The organism is Micromonospora sp. NPDC023966 (assembly GCF_040639095.1).
Taxonomy (GTDB): Bacteria; Actinomycetota; Actinomycetes; order Mycobacteriales; family Micromonosporaceae; genus Micromonospora.
Genome location: NZ_JBEZZJ010000003.1, coordinates 301,806 through 324,862, shown reverse-complemented (window position 1 = coordinate 324,862; position 23,057 = coordinate 301,806). Strand labels below are relative to the sequence as shown.

The window sequence follows — 23,057 nt, the reverse complement described above, 5'->3', positions numbered from 1 at the left end:
TCACCGCACACCGCCGCGGCGGCGCAGGGTGATCGCGTTGAGCAGCGCGGAGAGGACGAGGACGGCACCGAGCGCGAGGAGTTGGAACTGGCTGCCGTCCGAGCCCTCGAAGGCGAGCAGGATGCCGGCGTTGAGCCAGATGATGAGCAGGGCGGCGATCACCACCCCGGCCACCCGGCCCAGGCCGCCGGTGATCGCCACGCCGCCGAGCACGGCGATGGTGATTGCCGGCAGGGCCATCCCGTTGCCGACGCTGCCCGCGTCAGGGCGGGCGGAGGCGAACTGGGCGACCGTCACCACGGCGACCACCCCCGAAAGTAGGCCGGAGGCGACGTAGGCGCGGAACCGGGTCTGCCGGACGTCGAGGTTGGCGAACCGGGCGGCCACGTCGTTCGTGCCGATCGCGTACAGCTTGCGGCCGTATGTGCTGCGGTTGATCACCAGCCACACCACGAGGACGCACGGCACGAGGAACGTCAGCATCTGCGCCGGCAGGTCCGGCACCACGGGCAGGTCGAGCGGCCGGGTCAGCGAGTGCAGGTCCTGGATGGGCCTGGTGGAGATCGGCGCCCGGTCGTTGCTGACCAGCGCGAGCGACCCGTACGCGTAGTAGGTGGCGAGCGTGGCGATCAGGGCCGGGAACCCGAGGTACGCGACCAGCAGCCCGTTCGCCGCGCCGAGCACCCCGCCGACCAGGATGGTCAGCGCCAGCGCGGGGAGGACGGGCCACCCCCATTGGCCGACCATGAAGCCGAAGGCCATGCCGGAGAGGCTGACGATCGATCCCACGGACAGGTCGATCCCGCCGCGCCCGGAGACGATGACGATGAACTCGGCGAGGCCGAGGAGGCAGAGCGGGACCATCGTCTCCAGCGCCGAGGCGAGGTAGTCGGCGTCGTACGGCGCGACGAGGTAGTCGTTGCGACCCAGGTACCAGAACCACACCACGACGATGACAAGCAGCACGCTCAGCAGCGCGACCCGTTCGGAGAGCACGAACCGCAGTGCCCGCGCGATCCTCGCACCGACCGCGACCGGCTCGGTCTTGTCGTCCTTGAGCTGTTCCGGTTCGGCTGTTCTGGTCGTCATCGTGCCCTCCTGCGGCGCTCACGGACCAGGTCGACGCCAACCGCGACCAGGATGAACGCGCCGATGAACAGTTCGGTCAGCTCGCTGGGCCAGCCGAGCAGGGTGATGGCGCTGGTCACGGTGCCGACCAGCAGCGCGCCCAGCAACGTCCCCAGCACCGTGCCGCGGCCGCCGAGGATGCTCGTCCCTCCGATCACGACGGCCGCGATGACCTGCAACTCCAGCCCGGTGCCGGCGTTCTGCTGCACCAGGCCGCCGCTGCCAACCAGGACGCAGGCCGCCAGGCCGACGAAGAAGCCGGTCAGGGCGTACGCGGAGACGATGCGCTGGCGGACGTGGATGCCGGCGAGACGGGCCGCGTCGGCGTCGTTGCCGATCGCGTACCAGTGGCGGCCGGTCGCCCAGTAGCGCATGTAGCACCAGGTGAGTGCGGCGAGCACCATGGCGAGCCACCAGGCGTGCGGCACGCCCAGCAGGCCCAGCCCGGCCTGGCCGCCGCCGAACCATCCCAGGGTGTCCGGCACTCCCGCCACCTGCTTGTTCTCGAAGATGCGCAGCGCCACGAAGCGGAACACGTTCAGGGTGCCGAACGTGACGATGATCGGGTGGATGCCGCCGAGGCTGACCAGCAGCCCGTTGACGCAGCCGAGCGCGAGCCCGAGCGCGACCGCCACCAGCACCGCCAGCGGCGCGGGCGCTCCGGCGTCGCGGACGAGCTTGGCCACCACCACCATGACGACGGCGGCCATGCTGCCGACGGAGACGTCGATGCCGCCGGTCACGATGACGGGCGTCATCCCGATGCCGATGATCGCGGTCGCCGCGACGGCGAACAGGATGTTGCGCAGGTTCGAGCCGGTGAGGAAGGTACTCGTGCCGAAGGACAGCGCGAGCCAGAGGGCCGCGATGACGACGACGAGCGCGAGTTCCTGGCCTTCGACCGCGCGGGCGATCGGGCGCCGCCGGCGCAGCGGTACGGTCTGGACAAGTCCGGTCATGCCGCTCCTACCTCCGTCGTCGAGTCGCGGCCTGCCGCGGACGCCCGACCCGATCCGTCGTCGCCGGCGGCGGCCGCCAGGACGTCGGCCTGGCGTGCACCCCGGTCGAAGCTCGCCGCGATCCGCCCCGCGCGCACCACCAGCACCCGGTCGGCGAGCTGCAGGACCTCCGGCAGGTCGGAGGACACGACGAGGACGGCGCTGCCGGCGTCGGCGAGGTCGACGATGATCCGGTGGATCTCGTCCTTGGCCCCCACGTCGACACCCTGGGTGGGTTCCTCCAGCAGGAGGATGCGGGGCCGTTCGACGAGCTGGCGGGCGAGGACGACCTTCTGCTGGTTGCCGCCTGAGAGGTTGCCGACGAGGGTCGCCGGGCCGGGTGCCTTGATGGCGATGCGCTTGATGAAGTCCTGCGCGACGGACCGCTCCCGGCCGCGGTTCACCCACAGCCGGGCGCGGCTGAGCAGTCGCAGGTGTGCGCTGGAGATGTTGAAGGCGATGCTCTTGGAGCTGAAGACGCCCTGCACCTTCCGGTTGGCGGGCAGCATGGTGATGCCGTGCCGTACCGCGTCGGCCGGGGATTTGAGCGCGACGTCGCGGCCGTTGATCCGGACGGCGCCGGAGTCTGCCGGGTCGATCCCGTACAGTGCCCGGGCGATGCTGGCGGCGCCGGAGCCGACCAGGCCGTAGAGGGCGACCACCTCGCCGGGGCGCACGGCCAGATTGACGTCGGCGAAGACGTCCTGGCGCCCAAGGCCGGACGCCGCGAGCGCCGGCTCGGCGTCGGCCACGGTCCGATTCACCTGCCCGGTTTCGAGCTTGTGCCCGACCATCAGCTCGGCGACGGCGCGGACGCTGAGCTCCCGGGTGGGACGGCTCGCCACCACCTGCCCGTCCCGCAGCACGGTGACGCGGTCGGTGATCTGGGCCAGCTCGTCGAGCCGGTGGCTGATGTAGATGACCGCGACGCCACTGTCGCACATCCCGCGGACCGCCGCGAAGAGCGTCTCGATCTCCCGGTCGGTGAGGATGGCGGAGGGCTCGTCGAGGATGAGGATCCGCGGCTGGCTCGCGAAGGCCTTGGCGATGCTGACCAGCTGCTGCTCGGCGACCGACAGGTCGGCCACCCGTACGTCGGCGACCGCGGCGTCTAGGCCCATGCGCTCGAGGAGCGAGACGACCTCCTCGTGCTGGCGGCCGCGCTGGACGATCCCGGCCCGCCGCCGTTCTCGCCCGATGAAGACGTTCTCCGCCACGGTGAGTTCGCCGAAGAGCTGCGGCTCCTGGTACACCGTGGCGATGCCGGCGCCGAGCGCCGAGGTGGTGCTGCCGGTGGCGAGCGTCTCGCCGTTGATCTCGATCCGTCCGGCGTCCGGCGTCTCCGCCCCGGATACGATCTTGATGAGCGTCGACTTGCCCGCGCCGTTCTCCCCGACGAGCGCGTGCACCTCTCCGCGGGCCAGTTCGAAGTCGACGCCGCGCAACGCGTGCACGCCGCCGTACCGCTTGTCGATGCCGGTGAGTCTCAGCACCGGGGGCGCGGTCGCCGACGCGGTCGCGCCTGGCCGAGTGTCCGCCGTGGTCATGCTGGCCTCCGGTGGGGCGGGCCGGGCCGAGGGCCCGACCCGCCGCGCCTGCTAGTAGTTGAACTGGTCGACGTTGTCCTTGGTGATCCGCAGCGGGTCGCCGAGCAGCAGTTCCTTCTTGTCGCTGGAGTACTTGACGCCGCTGAGGTCGCTGCTGACCTGGTTGTCGCTCGCGAACGTCTTGCCCTCGGCGAGCTGCTTGCCCGCCCACGCGGTCAGGTAGCCGAGGTTCTCCACGTTCCACAGGATCGCCGCGCTGGACGAGCCGTCGGCCAGGTACGGCTTCATCGCCTGCGGCGTGCCGAGGCCGACCGTGAAGACCTTGCCGACCTTGCCGGCCTCGCGGACGGCCTTCGCGACGCCCGGCGCCGAGCTGGTGCACTCACCGACCAGGCCGGTCAGGTCGGGGTGGGCGTTCATCAGGTCCTTGGCCATCGAGACCGCCTTGGCCTCGTCCTCACCCGCGTAGACGGTGTCGACGATCTGCGCCTTGGGGTACTTCTCCGCGGTGTACTTCTTCTGCACATCGATCCAGGCGTTCAGGTTCGCGGCGGTCTGGCCGCAGGAGACGATGGCGTACTTGCCCTGGCCGCCCATCTTCTCCAGGAGCGAGTCCGTGAGCGCCTGGCCGATGCCCTCGGTGTTGGCTTGGTTGACGAACACCTCGCGCACCGAGTTCGGCGCGTCGGTGTCCGACGTCATGACGTGGATGCCCTTGGCCTTCGCGTCGGCGAGCACCGGCGCCATCGAGTCGGGGTCGTTGGGTGCGACGACGAGGACGTCGACCTTCTGCTGGATCAGGGACTTGACGATGTCCGTCTGCGCCCCCGGGTCCGCCGTGGTGGACCCCTTGTAGATCCAGTTGATACCGAGGTCCTTGGCGGCCTTCTGGCCGCCGGTGTTCATCGCCTCGAAGTACGGGATGCCCTGCAGCTTCGGAACGAACGCGACGCTGATCTGCTTCTGGCCGCCGCCGGACTCGCTCGACGACCCGCTGCCGCCACCCTTCTTGCTGCAGCCGGCCATCGCGAGCGCGCCGACGAGCCCGACGGCGAGCAGTGTCGTCGCCCTCTTCGACATCCGCATGGATACTCCTCTCTAGCCTGCCCCCGCCCGGCGGGTGCAGGACGCCGCCCCGGGGCGGCGGATTTGGAATGGTTACTCGACCAGGTCTTGCCCGGGCGAAACCGACGCGACGACGTCGCGGAATCGGGTGTAGTGCTCCCCCCACATGGCGGGGTCGCGCGGTTCGACGAGGCGACCGTGGTCGTCCTGTCGGACCACCTCTCGTATGTCATCCAGTCCCGCGAGCTCGCCGAGCGCCATGAGCTGGACGAGCAGGTTGCCCATGGAGGTGGCCTCGACGGGCCCCGTGCGGACGGGTAGTCCGGTGGTGTCGGCGGTCAACTGGTTGAGCAGATCGTTGCGGGATCCACCGCCAACGATGTGCACGGCGGTCATCGGCCGCCCCGTCACCTTCACGATCGACTCGAAGGCCACGCGATAGCGCAGGGCCAGGCCTTCCAGGACGCACCGGGCCACCTCACCCATGCCGGCGGGCACCGGCTGGCCGGTGGCCCGGCAGTAGGCCCGGATCCGCGCGGGCATGTCGCCGGGGCGTACGAACGAGGGGTGATCGACGTCGACGACGCTGCGCGCCGCCGGCGCCTCGGCGGCCAGCGCGACCAGCGCCGGGTAGTCGATGTCATGGCCCTCCCGCGCCCACTGGCGCCGGCACTCCTGCAGCACCCAGAGCCCCATCACGTTGCGCAACAGCCGGACCGTCCCGGCCACACCGCCCTCGTTGGTGAGGTTCGCCTCGCGCGAGCCCTCGTCCACCACGGGGTGCGCCAGCTCCACGCCGGCGAGCGACCAGGTGCCGGAGGAGACGTAGCCGGCGTATGGATTGTCAAACGGCACGGCCGCGACGGCGCTGGCGGTGTCGTGGCTGCCGGGTGTGATGACCCGGGCGCCGGCCAGGCCGGGCAACGCGGCCAGCGGGGACACGACCGGACCAAGGTCGGTGCCGGCGTCCACCACCTCGGGCAGCAGATCGGTTCGGACGCCGAGGTCGTCGAGGAGCTTGGTGGCCCAGGTCCGGCCCGCGACGTCGTACGCCCCGGTGGTGCTGGCGGCCGTGAACTCCGCGACGCTGGCGCCGGACATCAGGTGGTGGAACAGGTCCGGCATCATGAGCAGGCGGCGGGCTTGCGGCGGCGGGCCGCCGGCGCGGGACTCGGCGAGGAGCTGAAAGACGGAGTTGATCTCCATGAGCTGGACGCCGGTGCTGCCGTAGAGCCGGTCGCGTCCGACGATCCGCGTGGCTTCCGCGAGCATCCCCTCCGTACGGGCGTCCCGGTGCGACACCGGGTCGGCGACGAGGTCGCCCCGCTCGTCCACGTAGCCGTAGTCGATCCCCCAGGTGTCCACGCCCACCGAGTCGACCCGGCCGCTGGCTCCGGCGCGGCCGAGGCCTGCCAGGATCTCGTGCCACAGCGCGGTCATGTCCCAGCGCAGGTGCCCGTCGACCACGTGCGGCTGGTTCGGGAAGCGGTGCACGATCTCCGTCTCCAGCCGCCGCCCGTCGAAGGTGCCCACGACGATGCGGCCGCTCTCCGCACCGAGGTCCACGGCGACGCAGCGGCGGCGGCGGCTCATGATTCTCCTCCCCTGGTGACCGGTACGCGCTCCACCGGCACCCCCCGGGACGACCACTGTCGTGCGACGTCGTCCGGGGTGCCGTCGTCGGTGACGAGACCGGTGAGGTGATCGGTGGCGACGAAGGGGTGCAGGCCGAAGCGCCCGAGCTTCGAGGAGTCGAAGAGCCCGTAGACGCGGTCGCAGGCCGCGGCGAGCCGCCGCTTGACCGTGGTCTCCTCCAGGCTCAACTCCATCAGCCCGTGCGTGGGGCTGAGAGACCGCAGCCCGAAGAAGCCGACGCTGAGCCGGCCCCGCGACGACAGGTCGTCGCCGAAGTCACCGACGAGGGACTGGGACGAGCGGCGTACGGTGCCGCCGAGCACGACGACGGTGATCGCGTCGGACTCGCTGAGCACGTCGGCGGCGCGCAACCCGTTGGTCACCACGACCAGGCCGCGCCGGGCCCGCAGTTCCACCGCGAGGTAGTAGCAGGTCGTGCTGCAGTCCAGGCAGATGGCGTCGCCGTCCTTGACCTGCGCCGCAGCGGCGCGGGCGATCGCCTGCTTCGCAGCCTCGCTGTGACGCAGTCGCATCTCGAAGGCGCCCTCGTCGGCGCCGTCGTGGGGCACGGCGCCGCCGCGGACGCGCCGCAGCAGCCGGCGCCGTTCGAGCGATTCGAGGTCCTTGCGGATCGTCACGGCCGAGACACCGAACCGTTCGATCAGGTCCCCGATGCTGACCCGGCCCTGGCCGTCGAGCAGGCGCAGCACGTGTTGCTGGCGCTCGTGCTCGGCAATCCCCGGCATGGTTCCGCGATCCCTCCGTTGCGGTGGTGAGGTGACGCTAGACACAGTCAGCGGGACGGTCAATAAAGGAAAGAGAAGTCGCCGTCGTAACAGTTTCGATTGACTCACGTTCGGTTTCGGTTTCGGTTCGGTTACCGCGCCGGGGCAACAGCGAACGGACCGTGCCGCGGTGACACCACAAGTGACGGCGGAGGAACAGACGCCCGCCACACGGCTTCGGACGACGACGTTCCGGCGGACCGCCCGTCCAATGGCGCCGGTCGGCGGGCCCGGGTTGCGGCGGTGTCAGTCGTCGGCGGGGTGAGCGCTGATCGTGTGGGCTCCGGCGGGCACGCCGGTGGGTAGACATACCGGCCGTCGCTGTGCGCCCCGTACGCATTGGCCTTGTCGCGTGTCAGGCCAGCCGCCCGGCGACAGTGACCGTCGTCAGCCCGTCGGCGAGGACGGCGATCCTGCCGGTGGTGCCGCCCGGCCCGATCACCTCCATGAACGGGCAGACCATCTGCGGCATCGAGCCGGTGCCGGGCTTCGCGCCGTACGGCGTCCAGAGCTGGCTCCAGCCTCTCAAGGACCCGATCGGTCCGGTTCGGCCGAGGCGACTCCGGACAGCACCGCGAAACGCTGCCCTCCGGTGGAATGGTCCGGAGCTGCCCGGCGGACTGGCGGCGAACCTTGCGGGCTCGTTCCACACCTGGTCATTGACGCCGCGGGTCACCTCGGCGACCAGCCCCGCCTGGAAACATCGATGCAACCCCGTGTCCGGATCCGGCCAGCCGCGTCGGGCGCCAGGGCTCGACTGGCGGCCGGCGGGCCACCGCATCGGGCCACCGGTCGCGGGTCAGATCAGACTGCGCCGCGCGGCCCAGACCACCGCCTCGATCGCCGTGTTCACCCCCAGCCGGTCACAGATAGTCCGGGTCCGGCGGCGCACCGTCCGCTCCGATGTCTCTAGCCGGCGGGCGACGGCCTCCAGCGACAGTCCGCGGGCGAGCAGTGAGAGGAGAGCCACGTCCTCGTCGGACAGCTCAGGACGTGGCTCGGCAACGCGGTTCACCTGCCGCACCCCTTTCGGGTCGTACCAGTCAGGCGCCCCAGCCAGCCTGAGCGCCGCCGCGGCGCTCGGCGACCAGTCGCTCGTGATGGCCGGAGCGGTGGTAGGCGGCGATGGGGTCCGGGTCGATCCCCATCTCCTCGCGCAGTTCGGCCAGCAGCGGCCGCACGTCGGTGTTGAACGCGTCCATCAGCAGTGCGTTAGCACCGAGCACGTCCCCGTTCTCCTGCGCCACGCGCAGCGCGTCGGAGTCGACCAGCAGCGCCTTGGCCGTGGCCTCCTGTACGTTCAGCACCGACCGGATCATCGCGGGGATCTTCGGCTCGATGTTGTGGCACTGGTCGAGCATGAACGCCACGTCGGCCTCCGGGTCCAGGCCGCCAGCCTGCACGATCTCGTGCATGATCCGGAACAGCTGGAACGGGTCGGCGGCGCCGACCATCAGGTCGTCGTCGGCGTAGAAGCGGCTGTTGAAGTGGAAACCGCCGAGCCGTCGCGCCCGCAGCAGGAACGCCACGATGAACTCGATGTTCGTCCCCGGCGCATGGTGTCCGGTGTCGACCAGTACCTGGGCCCGCTCCCCCAGCGTCAGGCAGTGCGCGTACGACGTGCCCCAGTCCGGGACGTCCATGGTGTAGAAGGCGGGCTCGAAGAGCTTGTACTCCAGCAGCATCCGCATGTTCGCGGGCATCGCGGCGTACGTCGCCGCCAGCGCCTCGGCCAGCCGGTCCTGTCGGGCCTGGATGCTGTCCTGGCCCGGATAGTTCGTGCCGTCGGCGAACCACAGGCTCAGGATCGTCGAGCCGGTCGCCACACCGATCTCCACGCATTCCAGCAGATGGTCCAGCGCCTTGCGGCGCACCGCCGGATCGGGGTTGCAGACGCTGCCCAGGCGGTAGTCGTCCTCCTGGAACACGTTCGGATTGATGGCGCCCAGCCGGATCCCCACCTCCTGCGCGTGCTTGGCGAGGTCGGCGTGGTCGTCCACCCGGTCCCACGGGATGTGCAGCGCCACGCTCGGTGCCACGCCGGTGAACCGGTGCACCGTCGCGGCGTCGTCCACCTTCTCGTACGCGTTTCGCGGCACGCCTTCCTGGGCGAACACCTTGAAGCGGGTGCCGGAGTTGCCGTAGGCCCACGAGGGCGTCTCGATCCGCTGCGCCCGCAAGGCCGCCGTCACCGCTGCCCGGTCGGTCATCAGTACTGCTCCCATCTATCGCAGATGTCAGAGGCCCCGTCGTAGGCGGGCTCGTACGCGAATAGCGAGCGACACCCGGGCGCGCTGAATCGTTTCAATCGCCTGTTCTGGGAAACTAAGCCAAAGTTCGAGTACGTGTCAAGGCTCACATCGCCACTACCGGGCACGCGCGCCCGGAACTCCATCGCCCAACTCGGCTACGTCCGCAACGAGTCCGCCCGCCTGATGCCTGCCGGCCAGAACCACACCATCGCTATCGTCGGCCTCGATGTCACCGCTCTCTTCACCGACGTCGTCCTCGCCGAGGCGGCCCGCGCCGCGGCCGCCGCCGACGCCCCCCAGCGACGATGATCCCTCGAACTAGCCTTGGCGTCGGGGCTGATAATCGCCTTTGCCTTCGCCGAGAAGATTGTGCTTGTCGCTCCGCAACTCTTCGGGCTCGCCGACGAACTCACCGAGCAACAGGCCCCAGGTCAGGAGATTGCCAGTGGGACTCAAGCTTCAGACCCCGATATAAGGGCCGACGCCAGCCCAACAACGCCAGAGGCGCATGTCGATGCCGCGAGGCCCTTCTACCGACGCCAGCAAAGGCGAGAACAACGGCCGTCAGCAGCCAGGACGCGCCCGTCAGTGATGGCTCAACGCCACTCGCGCTGCTGCTGTCCCCACCCGCGCTGCAGTGCCGGGGCACCGTCGCGCACCCCTGGTCGCAGCCGCTGCCCGCGAGCTGGAGCGGGCAGCTGGACCGACCCGAGTCACTGCGCTAGCCAACCAGGTCACCGTCGCGATCCGAGCCTGCCCAGTCGGCAGGCAAGCGGCCCGCTGACGAGACGCCGATGCCGCCGCACCACCTGGGCTCGGCACAGCTTTCAACGGTCAGGCAGGCCGATGCCGTAACGCCACGGGAACGGGCATAGCCCACGGTGTGCGGCATGAGCGCGCATCGGTACCCGTACGCGTGCCGGGCAAACGGTTACGGGGTTCGCGAGCACTCGGCCGGGCGGCTGCTGATGTTGTAGGAGTTCTTGGCGGCGACCACGGCCGACTGGATGTGCTCGGGGTTGACGCCGTGTACGTTGAGTGGCGGGTGCACACGCCGGACAAGTTCGGCCTCGATGGTCGCCGGCTCCGCGTCTTCCACCCAGGTCAAGCGCAGGTGCGCGTACATCCACGTGGTCAGCCGCGCCTCATCCTCAGGGACCAGGACAACTCGATCGGTCCAGGTTGTTCGGTAGCCCTCGGACACAAGAAGCCCGGCCAAAGTACGGCGCAGAGTCGAGCTGCCCGAACGCCTCAGGTGGTTGCGCAGGATCCGGCCCCGCAGGCTGGTCGCCCGTCCGAGATACAGCAGCCGTAGCGACGGGACGCTTTCATTCGGCGGCCCGGGAAGGTCGGGGAAGACCGAAGGACCAGCCCACCAGGCGTATACACCGCTGCCACGGCTGAGCCGTTTGACGGCGACATCGAGTGTGACCGGCGCGCCGGCGAGCAGGCGCAGGGCCTCTTCGACCCGGGCTCCGTTGGTTAGGACGTCGTCGTGTCGTGTTTCGGGAATGGTCATCGAGACCATCGTAGGCGTCCCGGCAGATCGAGGCCTGGGCTGCGAGGACACTGGATGCTCCACGCAAGATTCGGCAGCGCCGCGATCAGCGGCCACGGATATTCACAGACCGATCAGCGGGCCGCGCCCGGTCGGCGGCAGACGCGGATGCCGGCATGACCCCGATCTGCTGATGGACGTAGGGCACGATGAACGTTCCGCTCGCCGGTTCTTCCTCTGCTTAGATCGTTCTGACGATCGAGGAAGGGAACGGTACGCCGTGACGCCGGAGCTTCGGGAGCAGGAAGAACGCCTCCAGTTCGACCGCTTTGACCATGACGACGCCTGGGCCCTGGGAACTCGCCTGGTCGGGCTGGCCAGAGAGCGCGGCCACGCTGTCACCGTCGACATCCGCCTCGGCGACCACCAACTCTTCCACTACGCACTGCACGGCACCTCCGCCGACAACGACGACTGGATCGAACGCAAGATCCGCGTCGTCCGCCGGTTCGGACACAGCTCCTACCTCGTGGGCCAGACCTACCGCGACCGCGGCACCACCTTCGAGGAACAATCCCACCTCGAAGCGGCCCTGTACGCCGCGCACGGCGGCAGCTTCCCGATCATCCTCAGGGACACCGGCCCGGTCGGCACCGTCACCGTCTCAGGACTGCCCCAACTCGACGACCACCGCCTCGTCGTCGAGGCCCTCGAACTCTTCCTGAACTCCAAGGGCTCCAAGACGGGGACCGTCTCGTGAACGGCTCCTTCCCACTTTCGGCCGTCTCACTCTCGGCGGTGACGGAGGGCAACCTCAGCCGAGCAGCATGCGGTGTCGTAGGAGTCGGAAGCCGACACGCCTGGACATCTGACGCTTCACCAACTGGTCTTGGTGTTGACCCCTCCGATCGCCTCCACGCCACCGCTGCTGACACCTGAGCAACCAGCAACCAGCGACCACCGGCCGAGACAGCCGACGCCCGCTGGTTACCGTGCGTGACGCGCGGTCTGCGGCAGATGAGGATGCCTACGGCGAGTCGGACGTCGATCCCAGATATGTTCGGCGGATGAACGACCAGTTACCCAGCGGCGGTATCGAGGTATCGCCCGGCGACGTCGAGGCACTCGAAGCCCGCTGGGCGGAATGCTGGAAGCCGCACGATGTCGCACGCCGCCTGGCCGGGATCTCCGCGCCTTGGTACATTGCGGCAGGCTGGGCTCTGGACCTGTTCCGCGGTGAGCAGACCCGCGAGCACCACGACATCGAGATCGGCGTGCCAGCCGGGCAGTTCCCGGAGATTCGCGAACGCTTTGCCGAGTTTACTTTCGGCGCAGTTGGCGCCGCTCGGATCTGGGAATCGGTGACGCCACAGGTGCTGGGTGCCACTCGCCAGACTTGGCTGCGCGAGCCGGCGACGGGACGCTACCTGCTTGATGTCTTCCGTGAGCCGCACGACGGCGAGGTGTGGATCTGCCGGAGAGACGAGACGATCAGGCTGCCCTACGCCGAAATCATCCGGCATACCTCGGACCGGATCCCATACTTGAGCCCTGAGCTCGTTCTTCTCTTCAAGGCCAAGCACGTACGCCCAAAGGATCAGGCTGACTTCGACGGCGTTCTCCCGCTGCTCACTCATACTCAACGCGAGACGCTGTCCAGGCTACTGACGCGAGTGCATCCGGGACATGCCTGGCTGGCGGCCTTGTAGCCGCGTCCTACGGCGAACCGCGGCAACAGTGACCCAGCACGGCTCCGCCCCCTCATTCCAACAGATTCGCGTAGGAGCGGCCCCGGCACGCCATCACGCCGGGTAGCGCGCGACTCGCGGCATGAGCGTGCGTCCCGCAGTACGCCATAACACGGCCGAGCACGCGCTGGCGGATCTCTGGCAAGGCTTGATCGTCGGGCGGATTCGCCCCTCACGCCGCTGCGACGCTGGCGGATCAGCGCAGCTCGGCTTCAGCCAGGCACCGACCCGATGAACGACGTGACGAGGCGGAGCAGGTCTGCTCGGCTCGCCAGCGTTATTGGAATGCCATTGGCTATCCGGCGGTGTGGTGCAGGACGCTGTCGAGGACGGTGACGGCGTGGCCGGTGAGATGGACACGGTCGCCGTGGACGGCGGTGTAAACCAGGCCGGTGCGGGTGGAAGCCTGCAGCCCGGTGAGGCGGTCGCGGCCGAGGCGGTGCGACCAGTACGGGGCCAGGGCGGTGTGGGCGCTGCCGGTGACCGGGTCCTCGGGGATGCCATTGGCAGGTGCGAAGTAGCGGGAGACGAAGTCGTAGCCGCCGTCCCGGTGCGCCGCGGGGGCGGTAGCGATGACGCCGCGGATGACCTCGCGGCGGGTCAGGTGGGCCAGGGCGGCGAAGTCCGGGCTCAGGGCGCAAACCGTGGCCTCGTCACCGACAACGGCGAGCAGGTCGCCGAGGGCGCCGGTGCGGTACGTGGCTTCGGGTTCGGCGCCGAGGGCGTCGGCGATGCCGTCGGGGGCCGGTGCCTCGGTGGGGGGCGCGGCCGGGAAGTCGAGGGTAATGGTGCCGTCGTGGCGGGTGTTGGCGATCAGGATGCCGCCGGGGCTGGCGAAGCGGACGGTGCTGGGGGTTGCGTGGTCGCTGTACAGGGCATGGGCGGTGGCCAGGGTGGCGTGGCCGCACAGGTTGGCTTCGCCAGCGGGGGTGAACCAGCGCAGTGCCCAGTCGGCGTTGGAGGTCTCGGGTAGGGGGTGGGCGAAGGCGGTCTCGAGGTTCATCTCGGCGGCGACCCGACGCATCCACGCCTCGTCGGGCCAGGCACCGGCGTCGAGCAGGCAGACGGCGGCGGGGTTGCCGGCGAACGGCCGGTCGGTGAACGCGTCGATGACCCGGATCCGCATGGGGGAACTGTAGGACGGCGCGATGGAGCGGGTCTACGGCGTACTCGGGCAGGTGCACCGGTGGCGGGAGCACGGATTGGCACGTCGCAGGGGAGTCGATTCTCCGGATTCGATGAGCGCGCCCAGCCACGCGACGGCGACTTCGCCGTGCCGACCGCCGACCCGCGCTTGATGTTCCGCGCCTCTGCTGGTGCGGGAGTCCAGCAGCGGCGAGCTCGGCATCGTGCTGGGCATCGCGCTGCTGCGCCCCGCTGTAATCGCGTCCTCTCATCGGCAGATCAGAATGTTTCACGGCCAGCGCCTCACAGGCGAGCCGGGTTAGCCCATCGCGCCGGTTTCACCGAGTCGGCTATGACGCCGGCTGCTACCGGTGCGGATGATCATGGGGCAGACGGTTCTGGGTGCCTACTTTCCCGGAGTACACACGCACGAGTACCCGATCGAGCATCTTCCCGCCGACCTGTTGACCCACCTGTTCTATGGCATTTGCCACGATCGAGGACGGCCGCCTGACGCTTCCTTCCGCGGCGCCGGCGCAGCTCGCCGTGATCAAGCAGGCGCATCCGCACCTGCGCATCGTGATCTCGATCGGCGGCTGGGGTGCCGGCGGGTTCTCCGATGCCGCGCTGACCCCGCGCACGCGCGCCGACCTGGTCGTCCCGCTGCCCAAACGCCGGCCAGGACCTCGGTGGACGGATGCTCTCCTGGGCCTGCGGGGCCCACGGCGCCGGGTTGACGTGGCTGCGGTTGGACGCGTGGACCACGAACCCCCGCCTGCACGACTACTACCGCCGCCACGACTTCCAGCACGTGCGCACCATCGGCTCGCGGGTGTCCGATGCCTGCTTCCAACGGCCGGTTCATCCGTACACCTCCGGCCGGCACCGTTCCGTACGTCGCAGCCGATTACGTGACCGCCACCCGTGAGGTGGTCGAGCGCCTGTTCGCCCTCGGCCACGAGCGCGTCGGATTCCTCGGGGACCTCCGCCGGGACGAGCCGTCGGTCGACCGCGCGCGAGGCTACCGACAAGCCGTCCAGGGCGCCGGCCGCCGGCCGGTCGTACTCGACGGGACGGGATGGCCTCTCCAATCCTGGCTGCCGCCCTACAAGCTCCCGCCCGCTGCCGCTACGTCAACGCGAGCCGTGCTCAACGGGCCCGTTTCGCGTACGAGGGGCCGGTTGACCAGGCGTCCCCCAGCTAGTGCCGGGCCGCAGTCGTTCAATCAGCGCCTGCTGGCGCTGGTCAAGGAGCAGTGCTGGCACCTTGTCGGGGACCGGATTCAGTACCGCTGGGGCAACGCGGTGTCGGCCGGCCGGACGTTCGCCGACGAGCTGCGGCTACGACAGCCTGACGTGGACGCCGATCGACTCGGCCCCGGACTGGGTGCAGAGCGGCTACGTGACCGTGCTCGCCCGGGTCGGGCTGCGGGCCCTGGCGAAGGAGAACAGCCTGCCCGACGACCCCACGATGCAGGTCCTCGACGAGTACGTGGACGAGAGCACCGTGATCGTGTCCGTGGAGCGGGACGTTGTGCTGCGCTGGCACTGCGTCGTGGTGCCGGGCAAGGACCCGGATCTGCTCTTCGGACGGGCGGAGCCGCAGGCGGCCGGGCATCTTTGCCCGGCCAGGTAGTCGACGGCCAGGAGTTCGAGTGCCCGCCACCGCTGGTCGGCGGGCACTTCGCCGCTCTGCACGAGCTTGTTGACGGCGCGGGCCAGCACGGCGGCGGCGTCGGCCGCCTGGGCACCGATACAGCGGCGGCTCTCGAAGGTGAGGTGAACGCCGGGCGTGCGGCGCGGTGATCCGCCGGGCACGGGATAGCCCGGCGGATCACCGCAGCCCAAAAGCCGCCACCCGGCCAGGATCAGCCGAGGTCCCGCACCCGTACGTTGCGGAAGGCGATGACTGAGCCGCCGTCGTGGTTCTGCAGGCCGATGTAGCCCTGCGCGTACTGCCGTCCACTGGTGCCCGGGTCGGTCGGACGGCCCGGGAACGGCAGGCCGGGCACGTTGTCGAACTCGTTGATCACCATCCCGTTGCGGATTACGGCGTAATGCTGGCCGACGACCCGGATCTCGAGGTCGTTCCAGACCCCCTTGCCCGTCGGGCGGGCCTGGGCGAGGTTCAGGTCGGCGAACCCGTACACGGATCCGGTCTTCCGCGGGTCGTTGCTGCCGATTTCCGGCGAGTCGTTGATCTGGATCTCGTGGCCGCAGTTCACGGCAACCCATGCCGGATCGGTCGTGTTGCATTGGGGGGTGGTGGCCGGATCGACGCCGGGGAACCGCACCAAGACTCCGCTGTTCGACCGCGCGTTCGCGTCCCCACCCCGCTCGTCGCGAAACTGCAGGCGCAGTGAGAAGTCGCCGAACTGGGCGGCCCGGTACCACAGCATGCCGAGCCCGCCGCCGGCGGGCGAGTTGGTCGTCACCATCGACCCGTCGTCGCGCAGGGCGAACCCACGGCCGCCGACGTAGCCCCAGTTCGCGTACGACTCGGCCGTCCCGTCGAACAGGCTGACATAGCTCATCGTCTTCCCCACGTCGGAGTGTGCCGCGGTTTCGGTCAGCGCGGCGGCCTCCTCGGTGGTGATCACGTCGGCGCCGACCAGATTCCGGGCGAGATGCGTCACGTGCGCCACGAATCCGCCGTGGTTGGCCCAGGCACGCTCGTCGTCGATCAGGTCGTTGATCGAGCAGCCGCCGTCGACGGTCCGGTTCGCCACGCCGCTGTCGTAGTCGAGGAAGCGGACGGTCGGCCGGCTGTCCGCCGCGACGCACGACGATTGCGATGCGATGGCCGGCGCCGCCGCGAAACCTGCGCCCAGGACCGCGGCGGCGAGGATCGACGTACCCGCGAGGAAACGATTCTTGCTACCCACGCTGAACCTCCTTGTCTCACCGATGGAGGCGGCGCTGCCGGTCCTAGCGCGTCAGCTTCCCGTCTGCATCGGACTCTCGTTCCCGGCGAGGTCTGGCGCCTCCCAGAGGGCGTTACATGACAAGTGCTCCTCGCCCGAACCTAGGTTCTTTTCATCGATACATCAAGAAGTTCCGTCACGGCACACGCATCTTTTGCGTCGACCGGCAGAAGGCCGAGTCCAGAGAGGTGTCTCGCGGGGCCGCGGTGATCGCCGGTGAGTACGGCACAGAGCCGACGACCGTGGTCGACCTGTCGCGGCCGCCGGAGGTCCTGCGCCGCAGCACTGGGGACGTCACGCATCGACTCGCCGCGGGACCGCTCGTCGCGCAGCACCTGCCGATCACCGCTCACGCCCGTCCGCTGGCCGCTGGTCGACGGTCGACAGCTTTGCCTCCCGCCACCCGCAGGAAACGATCGGGATCGTTCCGTCCGGACCGTGAAGGGCCGCGCGGCGCGGCGTGCCCCGCGGTCACGGAGGAGGAGTCATGAGGAGATTGTCGGCGATCAGCGCCGCCGTGGCGGTCGGGCTCGCGTTGGCCGGGGTGGCCGGACCCGCGGCCGTCGCGGCCCCCGACTCGGCGGCAGCCGGCGTCGTCGCCGCCGCGCCCATCCAGGCCTCCGACGGCGCGTACGTGGCCGAGGAGACGGCTGTCGGGCCACGCCTGGTCGATCTGACGATCCAGTCGCCGGCGCTCGGCACCGCCGCCAAGGTACGGCTGTTGACGCCCGACGGGTGGGAGCAGCGGGCGCCCGGGGACCACTGGCCGGTGCTCTACCTGCTGCACGGCTGCTGCGACTCGTACGTCAGCTGGACCCGCTCCACCGACGTGGCGAGCATCCCGGAACTTCGGGACGTCCTGGTCGTGATGCCGGAGGCGGGTGCCGCCGGCTGGTACAGCGACTGGTGGAATGGCGGTCAGGGCGGCGCCCCGGCCTGGGAGAGGTTCCATCTGACCGAGGTGCGGCAGATCATCGAGCGCGGGTACGGCGCGGGCCCGAAGCGCGTCATCGCCGGCCTGTCCATGGGCGGCTTCGGGGCGATGTCGTACGCGGCCCGCAACCCGGGCATGTTCCGCGCGGCAGCCTCGTTCAGCGGGGTCGTGCACCCGCTGAAGGACCCGTCCTACTGGCTGCCGTTCTTCGGACGCACCGGGCTGGACCCGTACGCGCTGTGGGGCGACCCGGTCGCGCAACGGGACATCTGGCAGGCCCACGACCCGTACTACCTGGCGAAGCAGCTGCGGCACACAGCGCTCTTCGTGGCCACCGGCGATGGCACGGCCGGCGGACCATTCGACCCGCCGGGCCAGACCAACAGTCTGGAGGCGCTCATCCACCAGGAGAACATGGACTTCGTCGCCCAGCTGCGCGAGCTCGGCGTTTCCGTCACGACGGACTTCTACGGCCCCGGCACGCACAGCTGGCCGTACTGGCAGCGGGAGTTGCATCGATCGCTGCCGATGCTGCTCGGGGCGCTCGAGACGGGGCGCGGTGTGGCGACCCACTCCCTCGAGCAGTAACGCACGAGCGCCCGCTGGTGACCGACCCGGTCACCAGCGGGGGATGTTCCGCGACCTCGCGGTAGGTGTAGCCGCCGTAGTAGGCAAGCGTGACCGCCTCCCGCTGTAAGGCGGTCAGCCCTTGCAGGCAGCGGCGGACCTGCTCGCGATCCATGCGGGCAGCGACACTCTCGGCCACCTCGTCGAACGGCACTTCCATCCTCGCCACTGCCGCGCGCTGTGTGCGGTCGGCCAGTGCCTGCTCCGCGCGGACCCGGAACAGCGCAGCCTCACTCAGATCCGCCAATGTGTTGCTGTAGGACACCGATGACGGTGGCCAACACGCGTCGCGCTTGCTCATGAGAGTCGGTCCGCGAGTGCTGGGCGAGGGGGTCCCCGATGGCTTCGACTAGGGGCTCCTCCTGGAGGGCCATGTACTCCATCCTGACAGCGCCCCTTGGTAGCCATCTGATCCTTAGACTCCCAAGACCAGCCGTCCGGTCCGGTCCGCCTGGTCCTGGTCCTCAGACGCGCGGCAACTCGATCCGTTCTGGTCCGTCCGGCCCAGTTCGCCCCGGTGGCTCCCACTTGTGGCTCCCAGGCGGCCATCTTGGAATCGCAGAGATCGGGCTCTTGGTACCGCGTTTCGCCGGGTCGGCGCAGCGCCGGTTGGCCTGGTTCACTCTGAAGTCACACCGGCCTATGGCCCGTGGGTGGCCCGCCGGCTTGTGCAAACGGATCGGCAATTGACTACTACCCGCCCTAGCCTTGCTCAACATGAGCGTTGGCAATGAACATTGACCCGTGGACGCGGATGTGGTGATTGCCGGATGTGGACCGGTCGGAGCCGTGCTCGCCGCATTGCTCGGCGACCGTGGCAGCCGCGTCGTCGTCGTGGACCCGGCGTCCGACGCTCGGTCTGGGCTGCACGCCCACCCGCGGGCGGCGGTCCTCGATTCGCACGTGCAGCGGATCCTCCGCCGCATTAACGGCCTAGACGACTGGGACGAGTGGGCGACGCCGTTGCGCCGTTCGCAACTGCTCGGCCCCGATCGCCGCCCGCTGCTCACGCTTCGCCTGGCGGATGGCGTCCCGGCTGGCGTCATGCTCGACCAGCCCCGCCTGGAGCGGGCACTACGCAACCGACTGGCGCGGATGCCCACGGTGCACCTCCACACCGGTCGGTCGGTGACGGCGCTGGAGCAGTCGGGCGACATCGTCGCCGTCACGCTCGACGACGGCTCGACTCTGACCGCCTCATGGCTCGTCGGCTGCGACGGGGCGTCGAGCACCGTGCGGGGCCTGATCGGGGCCTCCTACGACGGCGTCAGCTACCCGCAGCCGTGGCTGGTGGTCGACGCCCGCACCGATGAGCCCGACACTGGCGACCCGACGTTCTCCCACGTGCTCGACCCGGCCCGGCCGATGGTGACATTCGAGCGACCCGGCGTTCGGAGGTGGGAGTGGATGCTGCTGCCCGACGAGGACCCGGTCGGCATGGTGGCGCGGATTGACGAGCTGATCCAGCCATGGGCGGATCCTGCGGCGCTGCGCGTCGAGCGGGCCGCGGTGTTCACGTTCCACGCCCGCACGGCCTCGGCATGGCGCCACGGCCGAGTGCTGCTCGCCGGCGACGCCGCGCACTCGATGCCGCCGTTCACCGGTCAGGGCCTCGGCGCCGGCCTACGCGACGTCGCGACCCTGTCCTGGCTGCTGGCCGACGCGCCCGGCGACGTGGACCGCTACGAGCGCGAGCGGCGGCCGGCCGTGGCACGGATGACCCGCACGGCGTTACTCACCGGCCGGGTCATGCTCGGCCGCAACCGTTTCATGGCAGCCGCGCTGCGCGGGTTCGTGCGGACCGCAGGGTTGCTCCCAGGCCTCGACGCGCGCGTAGCCAGGGCAGCCGCAGCGCCTGAGCGCCTCCCCGACGGCACCCGGCAGCTGCCCGATGCCCCGCTCGTCGTTGACGGCCGGAGCACCAACCTCGACGCGCTGCTGGGCAACCGGTGGGGCGTTATCTCCGGCGAGGCCGGCAGCCTCGACCCCGGCACCAGGGCGTGGCTCACCGCGCACGGCGCCGTCTTCGCCGACGTGGATAGGTTTGCAAAAGGGCAAGCGACGATCGTGCGCCCCGACCGCTTCATCGCGACCACCGTCCCGTTCGCCTGAGGGGCATCGTCATCTCAGGTCGGTGTCCTGCGGGCCGTCGAGGGCGGCGACGAGGAGCAGGCCGGTGAGGAGCCTGTGTTTCTCGACCACGACCAGGTAGCGAGGCTCGCGGAGGCATCCGGGCGCTACGGGCTGCTGGTCCGGTTTTTGTGTACACGGGTCGGGGAGGGGTGAGGCGTCGGCGCTGCGGGTGTCGCGACTGGATCTGCTGCGGCGTCGGGTGACGGTGGCCGTGGCGCTAGCGGAGGTCGGTGGGGAGCTGGTCGAGGGGACGCCCAAGAACACCAGCGCCGGTCGGTTCCGATTCCGCGGTTTCTCGTCGACGAGCTGGCTGCGCACATCGCTGGGAAGGGCCGGGACGAGCTCATTTCTGACCGCCCCGAACGCCGGCCCGCTGCGCAAGTTCGCTTTACATTCGGCGACCGTTCTCAGAGATGACTCGCGCTCGGACGTGCCGAAGAGCGGACACCGCGTCGCCAACTGGGACGGTCCGGTCTCGTCCGCACCCGTTCGCCCAGGTGGCTCCCAACCGTGGCTCCCACCGACCGACAGCCTGAGCCGCTGGGCCGTTGCGACGCATTGTCGGATGGTGCGCAGGGTGTCGCGGGTCCAGTCGACGCGTCGTCCGGTGAAGCCTTGGTCGGCGAAGACGTGCCGGATCGGTGTGACCATGTAGGCGCTCAGCAGGGCGATCTTGACGCCGTCGCGGTCCTGCCACGACGCGGCCACGACGGTCACGGTGACCCGCAGGCCGAGGGTGTTGGGATGGTGGTGGGATGGCGAGGACGGTGGCGTCCCTGGTCTTCACCCGGACCGCCGGAGAGCGCCGGCCGTGCATTCCGGACGGTGTGGCGAGCATCCGCGCCCTCGCCCAAGTCAACGGCTTCACGGCGACCCTGACCCAGGACGCCGGCGCGTTCACCACGACCAACCTCGCCAAGTTCCGGGCGATGGTGTTCCTCAACACCGCCGGCGTCGTCTTCAACCCCAGCCAGCAGGCCGCGTTCGAAAGTCACGTCACCGCCGGCGGCGGGTACGTCGGTGTGCACGCCGCAGCCGAGACCGAGCCGGACTGGGCGTTGTACCAGGACCTCGTCGGTGCGAAGGTCGCCTCTACTGTTTGAGCGGTAACGCACTCAGCGTGCGTATTTGACGGGTGGCAGAGTCGGCGGGGGCCCACAATGGCAAGGGTGCCACTCGTCTTCGTCCTGCACCACCACCGCAAACCACGACCGCACTTTGACCTGCGGCTCGAGGAGAATGGAGTGCTGCGCTCATGGGCGGTGCCTCGCGGCCTGCCGGACGATCCCAGTGACAACCGGCTCGCGATCGCCGTGCCCGACCACCACCTTGATCACCTCACCTACGAGGACGCCGACAAGTCGATCGCCGACATCGGCACGTGGGAGGAGCACGACCGCACCGAGCGCCGCATGCTGTTTACGTTGCACGGCCGCACCGGCCGCCGGCGATACGCGCTCATCCGCACCGGCGAGGGGTGGCTGCTCCACTTGACGAAAGAGCAGCCTTCGGACGAGCGCGGATAGCAGGCTCCCGAGGTCCACCTCCGCGACCGTCGGAACGACTATCTCCTGCTGAACAGCTCAACCGGCCCCGCCCGAGAGTCGAACTGCTGGGCAGCGGTAATGCATGAGTCTGGGCGCTCGATGTAGGTTCGCGACAGAGATGTCAGTGCTCAGCGCGTTGACCTGGGGCTCTGCGCAGGTCGGCCGGACCCGTGCTGGATGCGCCACGAGTTGCGGATGTACTCGTACGCATACCAGCTGCGGGGTCCGGCCGTGCCCGTCACAGCATTACGGACCGGGGCTTCAGGAAGCCTTCAAGACCGAAGCTGCCGTATTCGCGGCCGAGGCCCGACTGCTTGAACCCTCCGAACGGGGACACTGGGTCGTAACCGCCGTTGACTGACACCCGGCCCGCCTCGAGGCGGGACGCGATGCGGCGTGCTCGCGCGGGGTCGCTGGAGAACACGTAGGCGTGCAGGCCGTAGGTGGTGTCGTTGGCAATCTCGACGGCGTGGTCCTCGTCGCGGTAGGTGATGACCGACAGGACCGGTCCGAAGATTTCCTCGCGTGCGATCGTCATGTCGTTGGTGACGTCGGCGAACACGGTCGGTCGCACGTGGTACCCGTCGGGGAGTTCGTCGGGTCGGTCGGGTCCGCCCACGGCGATCCGGGCGCCTGCCTCGATACCGCGGTGGATGTAGGACTGGACACGTTCCCACTGCCGCTGGCTCACCATCGGGCCGACGGCGGTCGCCGGGTCGCGCGGGTCGCCGACGGGGTAATGGGTCGCTACCTTCGTGATGAGCGCGAGGACGTCGTCGAGTTGGTTTTCCTGGACGAGGATGCGGGTGCCGGCGGTGCACGCCTGCCCGCTGTTGACGAATCCAACCCCGAGCGCGCCGACCAAACTCCGCTGCTGCCCACGCCGACAACCCCGATCGTCCAGGCCATCCTCGTCCTCCAAGCCGCCGAAGACGCCCGCTACCCACGATGAAAATGGCCCGTGACAGGAAGCGGTCAGTCTTGCAAGATCAAGACTGATGCCGGTCGGAGTCGGTGAGCGCAGCTGACCTGCTCGACCTGTCGGCTGCCGTCGCTCGTCACCCACGCCTGGCGGGTGGCTTGGCTGTACGGACGGCTGTACACCAAGCACT

At 69.6% G+C, this 23,057-nt stretch carries 22 protein-coding genes and 1 pseudogene; 8 read left to right on the top strand and 15 right to left on the bottom strand.

The features are described from left to right. The 9 genes from AB0F68_RS07905 to rhaI form a co-directional block, all read right to left on the bottom strand. Complete coding sequence (locus AB0F68_RS07905; RefSeq protein ID WP_357333699.1) at positions 1–1,089, bottom strand: ABC transporter permease; 1,089 nt, start codon at positions 1,087–1,089, stop codon at positions 1–3. After that, positions 1,086–2,087, bottom strand: coding sequence for an ABC transporter permease (locus AB0F68_RS07900; RefSeq protein ID WP_357333697.1), 1,002 nt, complete (start codon positions 2,085–2,087; stop codon positions 1,086–1,088). The genes AB0F68_RS07905 and AB0F68_RS07900 overlap by 4 nt, the downstream gene beginning before the upstream one ends. Then, the gene (locus AB0F68_RS07895; RefSeq protein WP_357333695.1) at positions 2,084–3,619 is read right to left on the bottom strand and encodes a sugar ABC transporter ATP-binding protein; all 1,536 of its coding nucleotides are present in this window, start codon (positions 3,617–3,619) and stop codon (positions 2,084–2,086) included. Before AB0F68_RS07895 ends, AB0F68_RS07900 begins: the two co-directional genes overlap by 4 nt. A gap of 105 nt (positions 3,620–3,724) precedes the next feature. Next, positions 3,725–4,759, bottom strand: a complete 1,035-nt coding sequence (locus AB0F68_RS07890; protein ID WP_357333693.1) for an autoinducer 2 ABC transporter substrate-binding protein — start codon at positions 4,757–4,759, stop codon at positions 3,725–3,727. Positions 4,760–4,831: 72 nt separating this feature from the next. Then, on the bottom strand, positions 4,832–6,331 hold the full coding sequence (locus AB0F68_RS07885; protein ID WP_357333691.1) for a rhamnulokinase family protein: 1,500 nt from the start codon (positions 6,329–6,331) through the stop codon (positions 4,832–4,834). Beyond that, a complete protein-coding gene (locus AB0F68_RS07880; RefSeq protein ID WP_357333688.1) occupies positions 6,328–7,119 on the bottom strand; it encodes a DeoR/GlpR family DNA-binding transcription regulator in 792 nt (263 codons plus the stop codon). The genes AB0F68_RS07885 and AB0F68_RS07880 overlap by 4 nt, the downstream gene beginning before the upstream one ends. Before the next feature lie 394 nt (positions 7,120–7,513). Beyond that, a complete protein-coding gene (locus tag AB0F68_RS07875; protein WP_357333686.1) occupies positions 7,514–7,687 on the bottom strand; it encodes a hypothetical protein in 174 nt (57 codons plus the stop codon). Between the two features lie 270 nt (positions 7,688–7,957). Further along, positions 7,958–8,173, bottom strand: coding sequence for a LuxR C-terminal-related transcriptional regulator (locus AB0F68_RS07870; RefSeq protein ID WP_262286776.1), 216 nt, complete (start codon positions 8,171–8,173; stop codon positions 7,958–7,960). Positions 8,174–8,201: 28 nt separating this feature from the next. Then, entirely contained in the window at positions 8,202–9,368 is a 1,167-nt protein-coding gene (gene rhaI / locus AB0F68_RS07865; RefSeq protein ID WP_357333683.1) for an L-rhamnose isomerase, read from the bottom strand. Between the two features lie 135 nt (positions 9,369–9,503). On the opposite strand from rhaI, the gene AB0F68_RS07860 reads away from it, so the two are divergent. Next, positions 9,504–9,719, top strand: coding sequence for a hypothetical protein (locus AB0F68_RS07860; protein WP_357333681.1), 216 nt, complete (start codon positions 9,504–9,506; stop codon positions 9,717–9,719). A 622-nt stretch (positions 9,720–10,341) separates the two neighbouring features. On the opposite strand, the gene AB0F68_RS07855 is transcribed toward AB0F68_RS07860, so the two are convergent. Further along, on the bottom strand, positions 10,342–10,929 hold the full coding sequence (locus AB0F68_RS07855) for a GIY-YIG nuclease family protein (protein WP_357333679.1): 588 nt from the start codon (positions 10,927–10,929) through the stop codon (positions 10,342–10,344). A 259-nt stretch (positions 10,930–11,188) separates the two neighbouring features. Between AB0F68_RS07855 and AB0F68_RS07850 the strand changes: the two genes are divergently transcribed. Together AB0F68_RS07850 and AB0F68_RS07845 are read left to right on the top strand one after the other, a co-directional pair. After that, complete coding sequence (locus tag AB0F68_RS07850; RefSeq protein WP_357333677.1) at positions 11,189–11,668, top strand: heme-degrading domain-containing protein; 480 nt, start codon at positions 11,189–11,191, stop codon at positions 11,666–11,668. A gap of 307 nt (positions 11,669–11,975) precedes the next feature. Further along, positions 11,976–12,617 carry a hypothetical protein gene (locus tag AB0F68_RS07845; protein WP_357333675.1) on the top strand — a complete coding sequence of 214 codons (642 nt, stop codon included), beginning with the start codon at positions 11,976–11,978 and terminating at the stop codon, positions 12,615–12,617. A gap of 334 nt (positions 12,618–12,951) precedes the next feature. On the opposite strand, the gene AB0F68_RS07840 is transcribed toward AB0F68_RS07845, so the two are convergent. Next, positions 12,952–13,782, bottom strand: a complete 831-nt coding sequence (locus AB0F68_RS07840; RefSeq protein WP_357333673.1) for a PhzF family phenazine biosynthesis protein — start codon at positions 13,780–13,782, stop codon at positions 12,952–12,954. A gap of 1,385 nt (positions 13,783–15,167) precedes the next feature. Between AB0F68_RS07840 and AB0F68_RS07835 the strand changes: the two genes are divergently transcribed. Then, entirely contained in the window at positions 15,168–15,416 is a 249-nt protein-coding gene (locus AB0F68_RS07835) for a hypothetical protein (protein ID WP_357333670.1), read from the top strand. A gap of 232 nt (positions 15,417–15,648) precedes the next feature. Here AB0F68_RS07835 and AB0F68_RS07830 read toward each other — a convergent pair whose 3' ends face one another. Next, positions 15,649–16,665, bottom strand: a complete 1,017-nt coding sequence (locus AB0F68_RS07830; RefSeq protein ID WP_357333668.1) for a DUF1080 domain-containing protein — start codon at positions 16,663–16,665, stop codon at positions 15,649–15,651. Between the two features lie 526 nt (positions 16,666–17,191). Here AB0F68_RS07830 and AB0F68_RS07825 point away from each other — a divergent pair. Beyond that, a complete protein-coding gene (locus tag AB0F68_RS07825; protein WP_357333666.1) occupies positions 17,192–18,226 on the top strand; it encodes an alpha/beta hydrolase family protein in 1,035 nt (344 codons plus the stop codon). Positions 18,227–18,284: 58 nt separating this feature from the next. Here AB0F68_RS07825 and AB0F68_RS07820 read toward each other — a convergent pair. Beyond that, positions 18,285–18,380 (bottom strand): annotated as a pseudogene (locus AB0F68_RS07820) (sigma factor-like helix-turn-helix DNA-binding protein); the annotation flags it as partial. A gap of 629 nt (positions 18,381–19,009) precedes the next feature. On the opposite strand from AB0F68_RS07820, the gene AB0F68_RS07815 reads away from it, so the two are divergent. Further along, a complete protein-coding gene (locus AB0F68_RS07815; protein ID WP_357333663.1) occupies positions 19,010–20,377 on the top strand; it encodes an FAD-dependent monooxygenase in 1,368 nt (455 codons plus the stop codon). A gap of 9 nt (positions 20,378–20,386) precedes the next feature. Here the strand turns inward: AB0F68_RS07815 and AB0F68_RS07810 are convergent, their stop codons facing one another. Then, positions 20,387–21,106, bottom strand: coding sequence for a hypothetical protein (locus AB0F68_RS07810; RefSeq protein ID WP_357333661.1), 720 nt, complete (start codon positions 21,104–21,106; stop codon positions 20,387–20,389). A gap of 47 nt (positions 21,107–21,153) precedes the next feature. Between AB0F68_RS07810 and AB0F68_RS07805 the strand changes: the two genes are divergently transcribed. Continuing rightward, complete coding sequence (locus tag AB0F68_RS07805) at positions 21,154–21,501, top strand: ThuA domain-containing protein (RefSeq protein WP_357333659.1); 348 nt, start codon at positions 21,154–21,156, stop codon at positions 21,499–21,501. 57 nt (positions 21,502–21,558) lie between these two features. Next, on the top strand, positions 21,559–21,924 hold the full coding sequence (locus tag AB0F68_RS07800) for a DNA polymerase ligase N-terminal domain-containing protein (RefSeq protein ID WP_357333657.1): 366 nt from the start codon (positions 21,559–21,561) through the stop codon (positions 21,922–21,924). A gap of 259 nt (positions 21,925–22,183) precedes the next feature. On the opposite strand, the gene AB0F68_RS07795 is transcribed toward AB0F68_RS07800, so the two are convergent. Continuing rightward, entirely contained in the window at positions 22,184–22,867 is a 684-nt protein-coding gene (locus AB0F68_RS07795) for an aldehyde dehydrogenase family protein (protein ID WP_357333655.1), read from the bottom strand. Between the last annotated feature and the right edge of the window lie 190 nt (positions 22,868–23,057).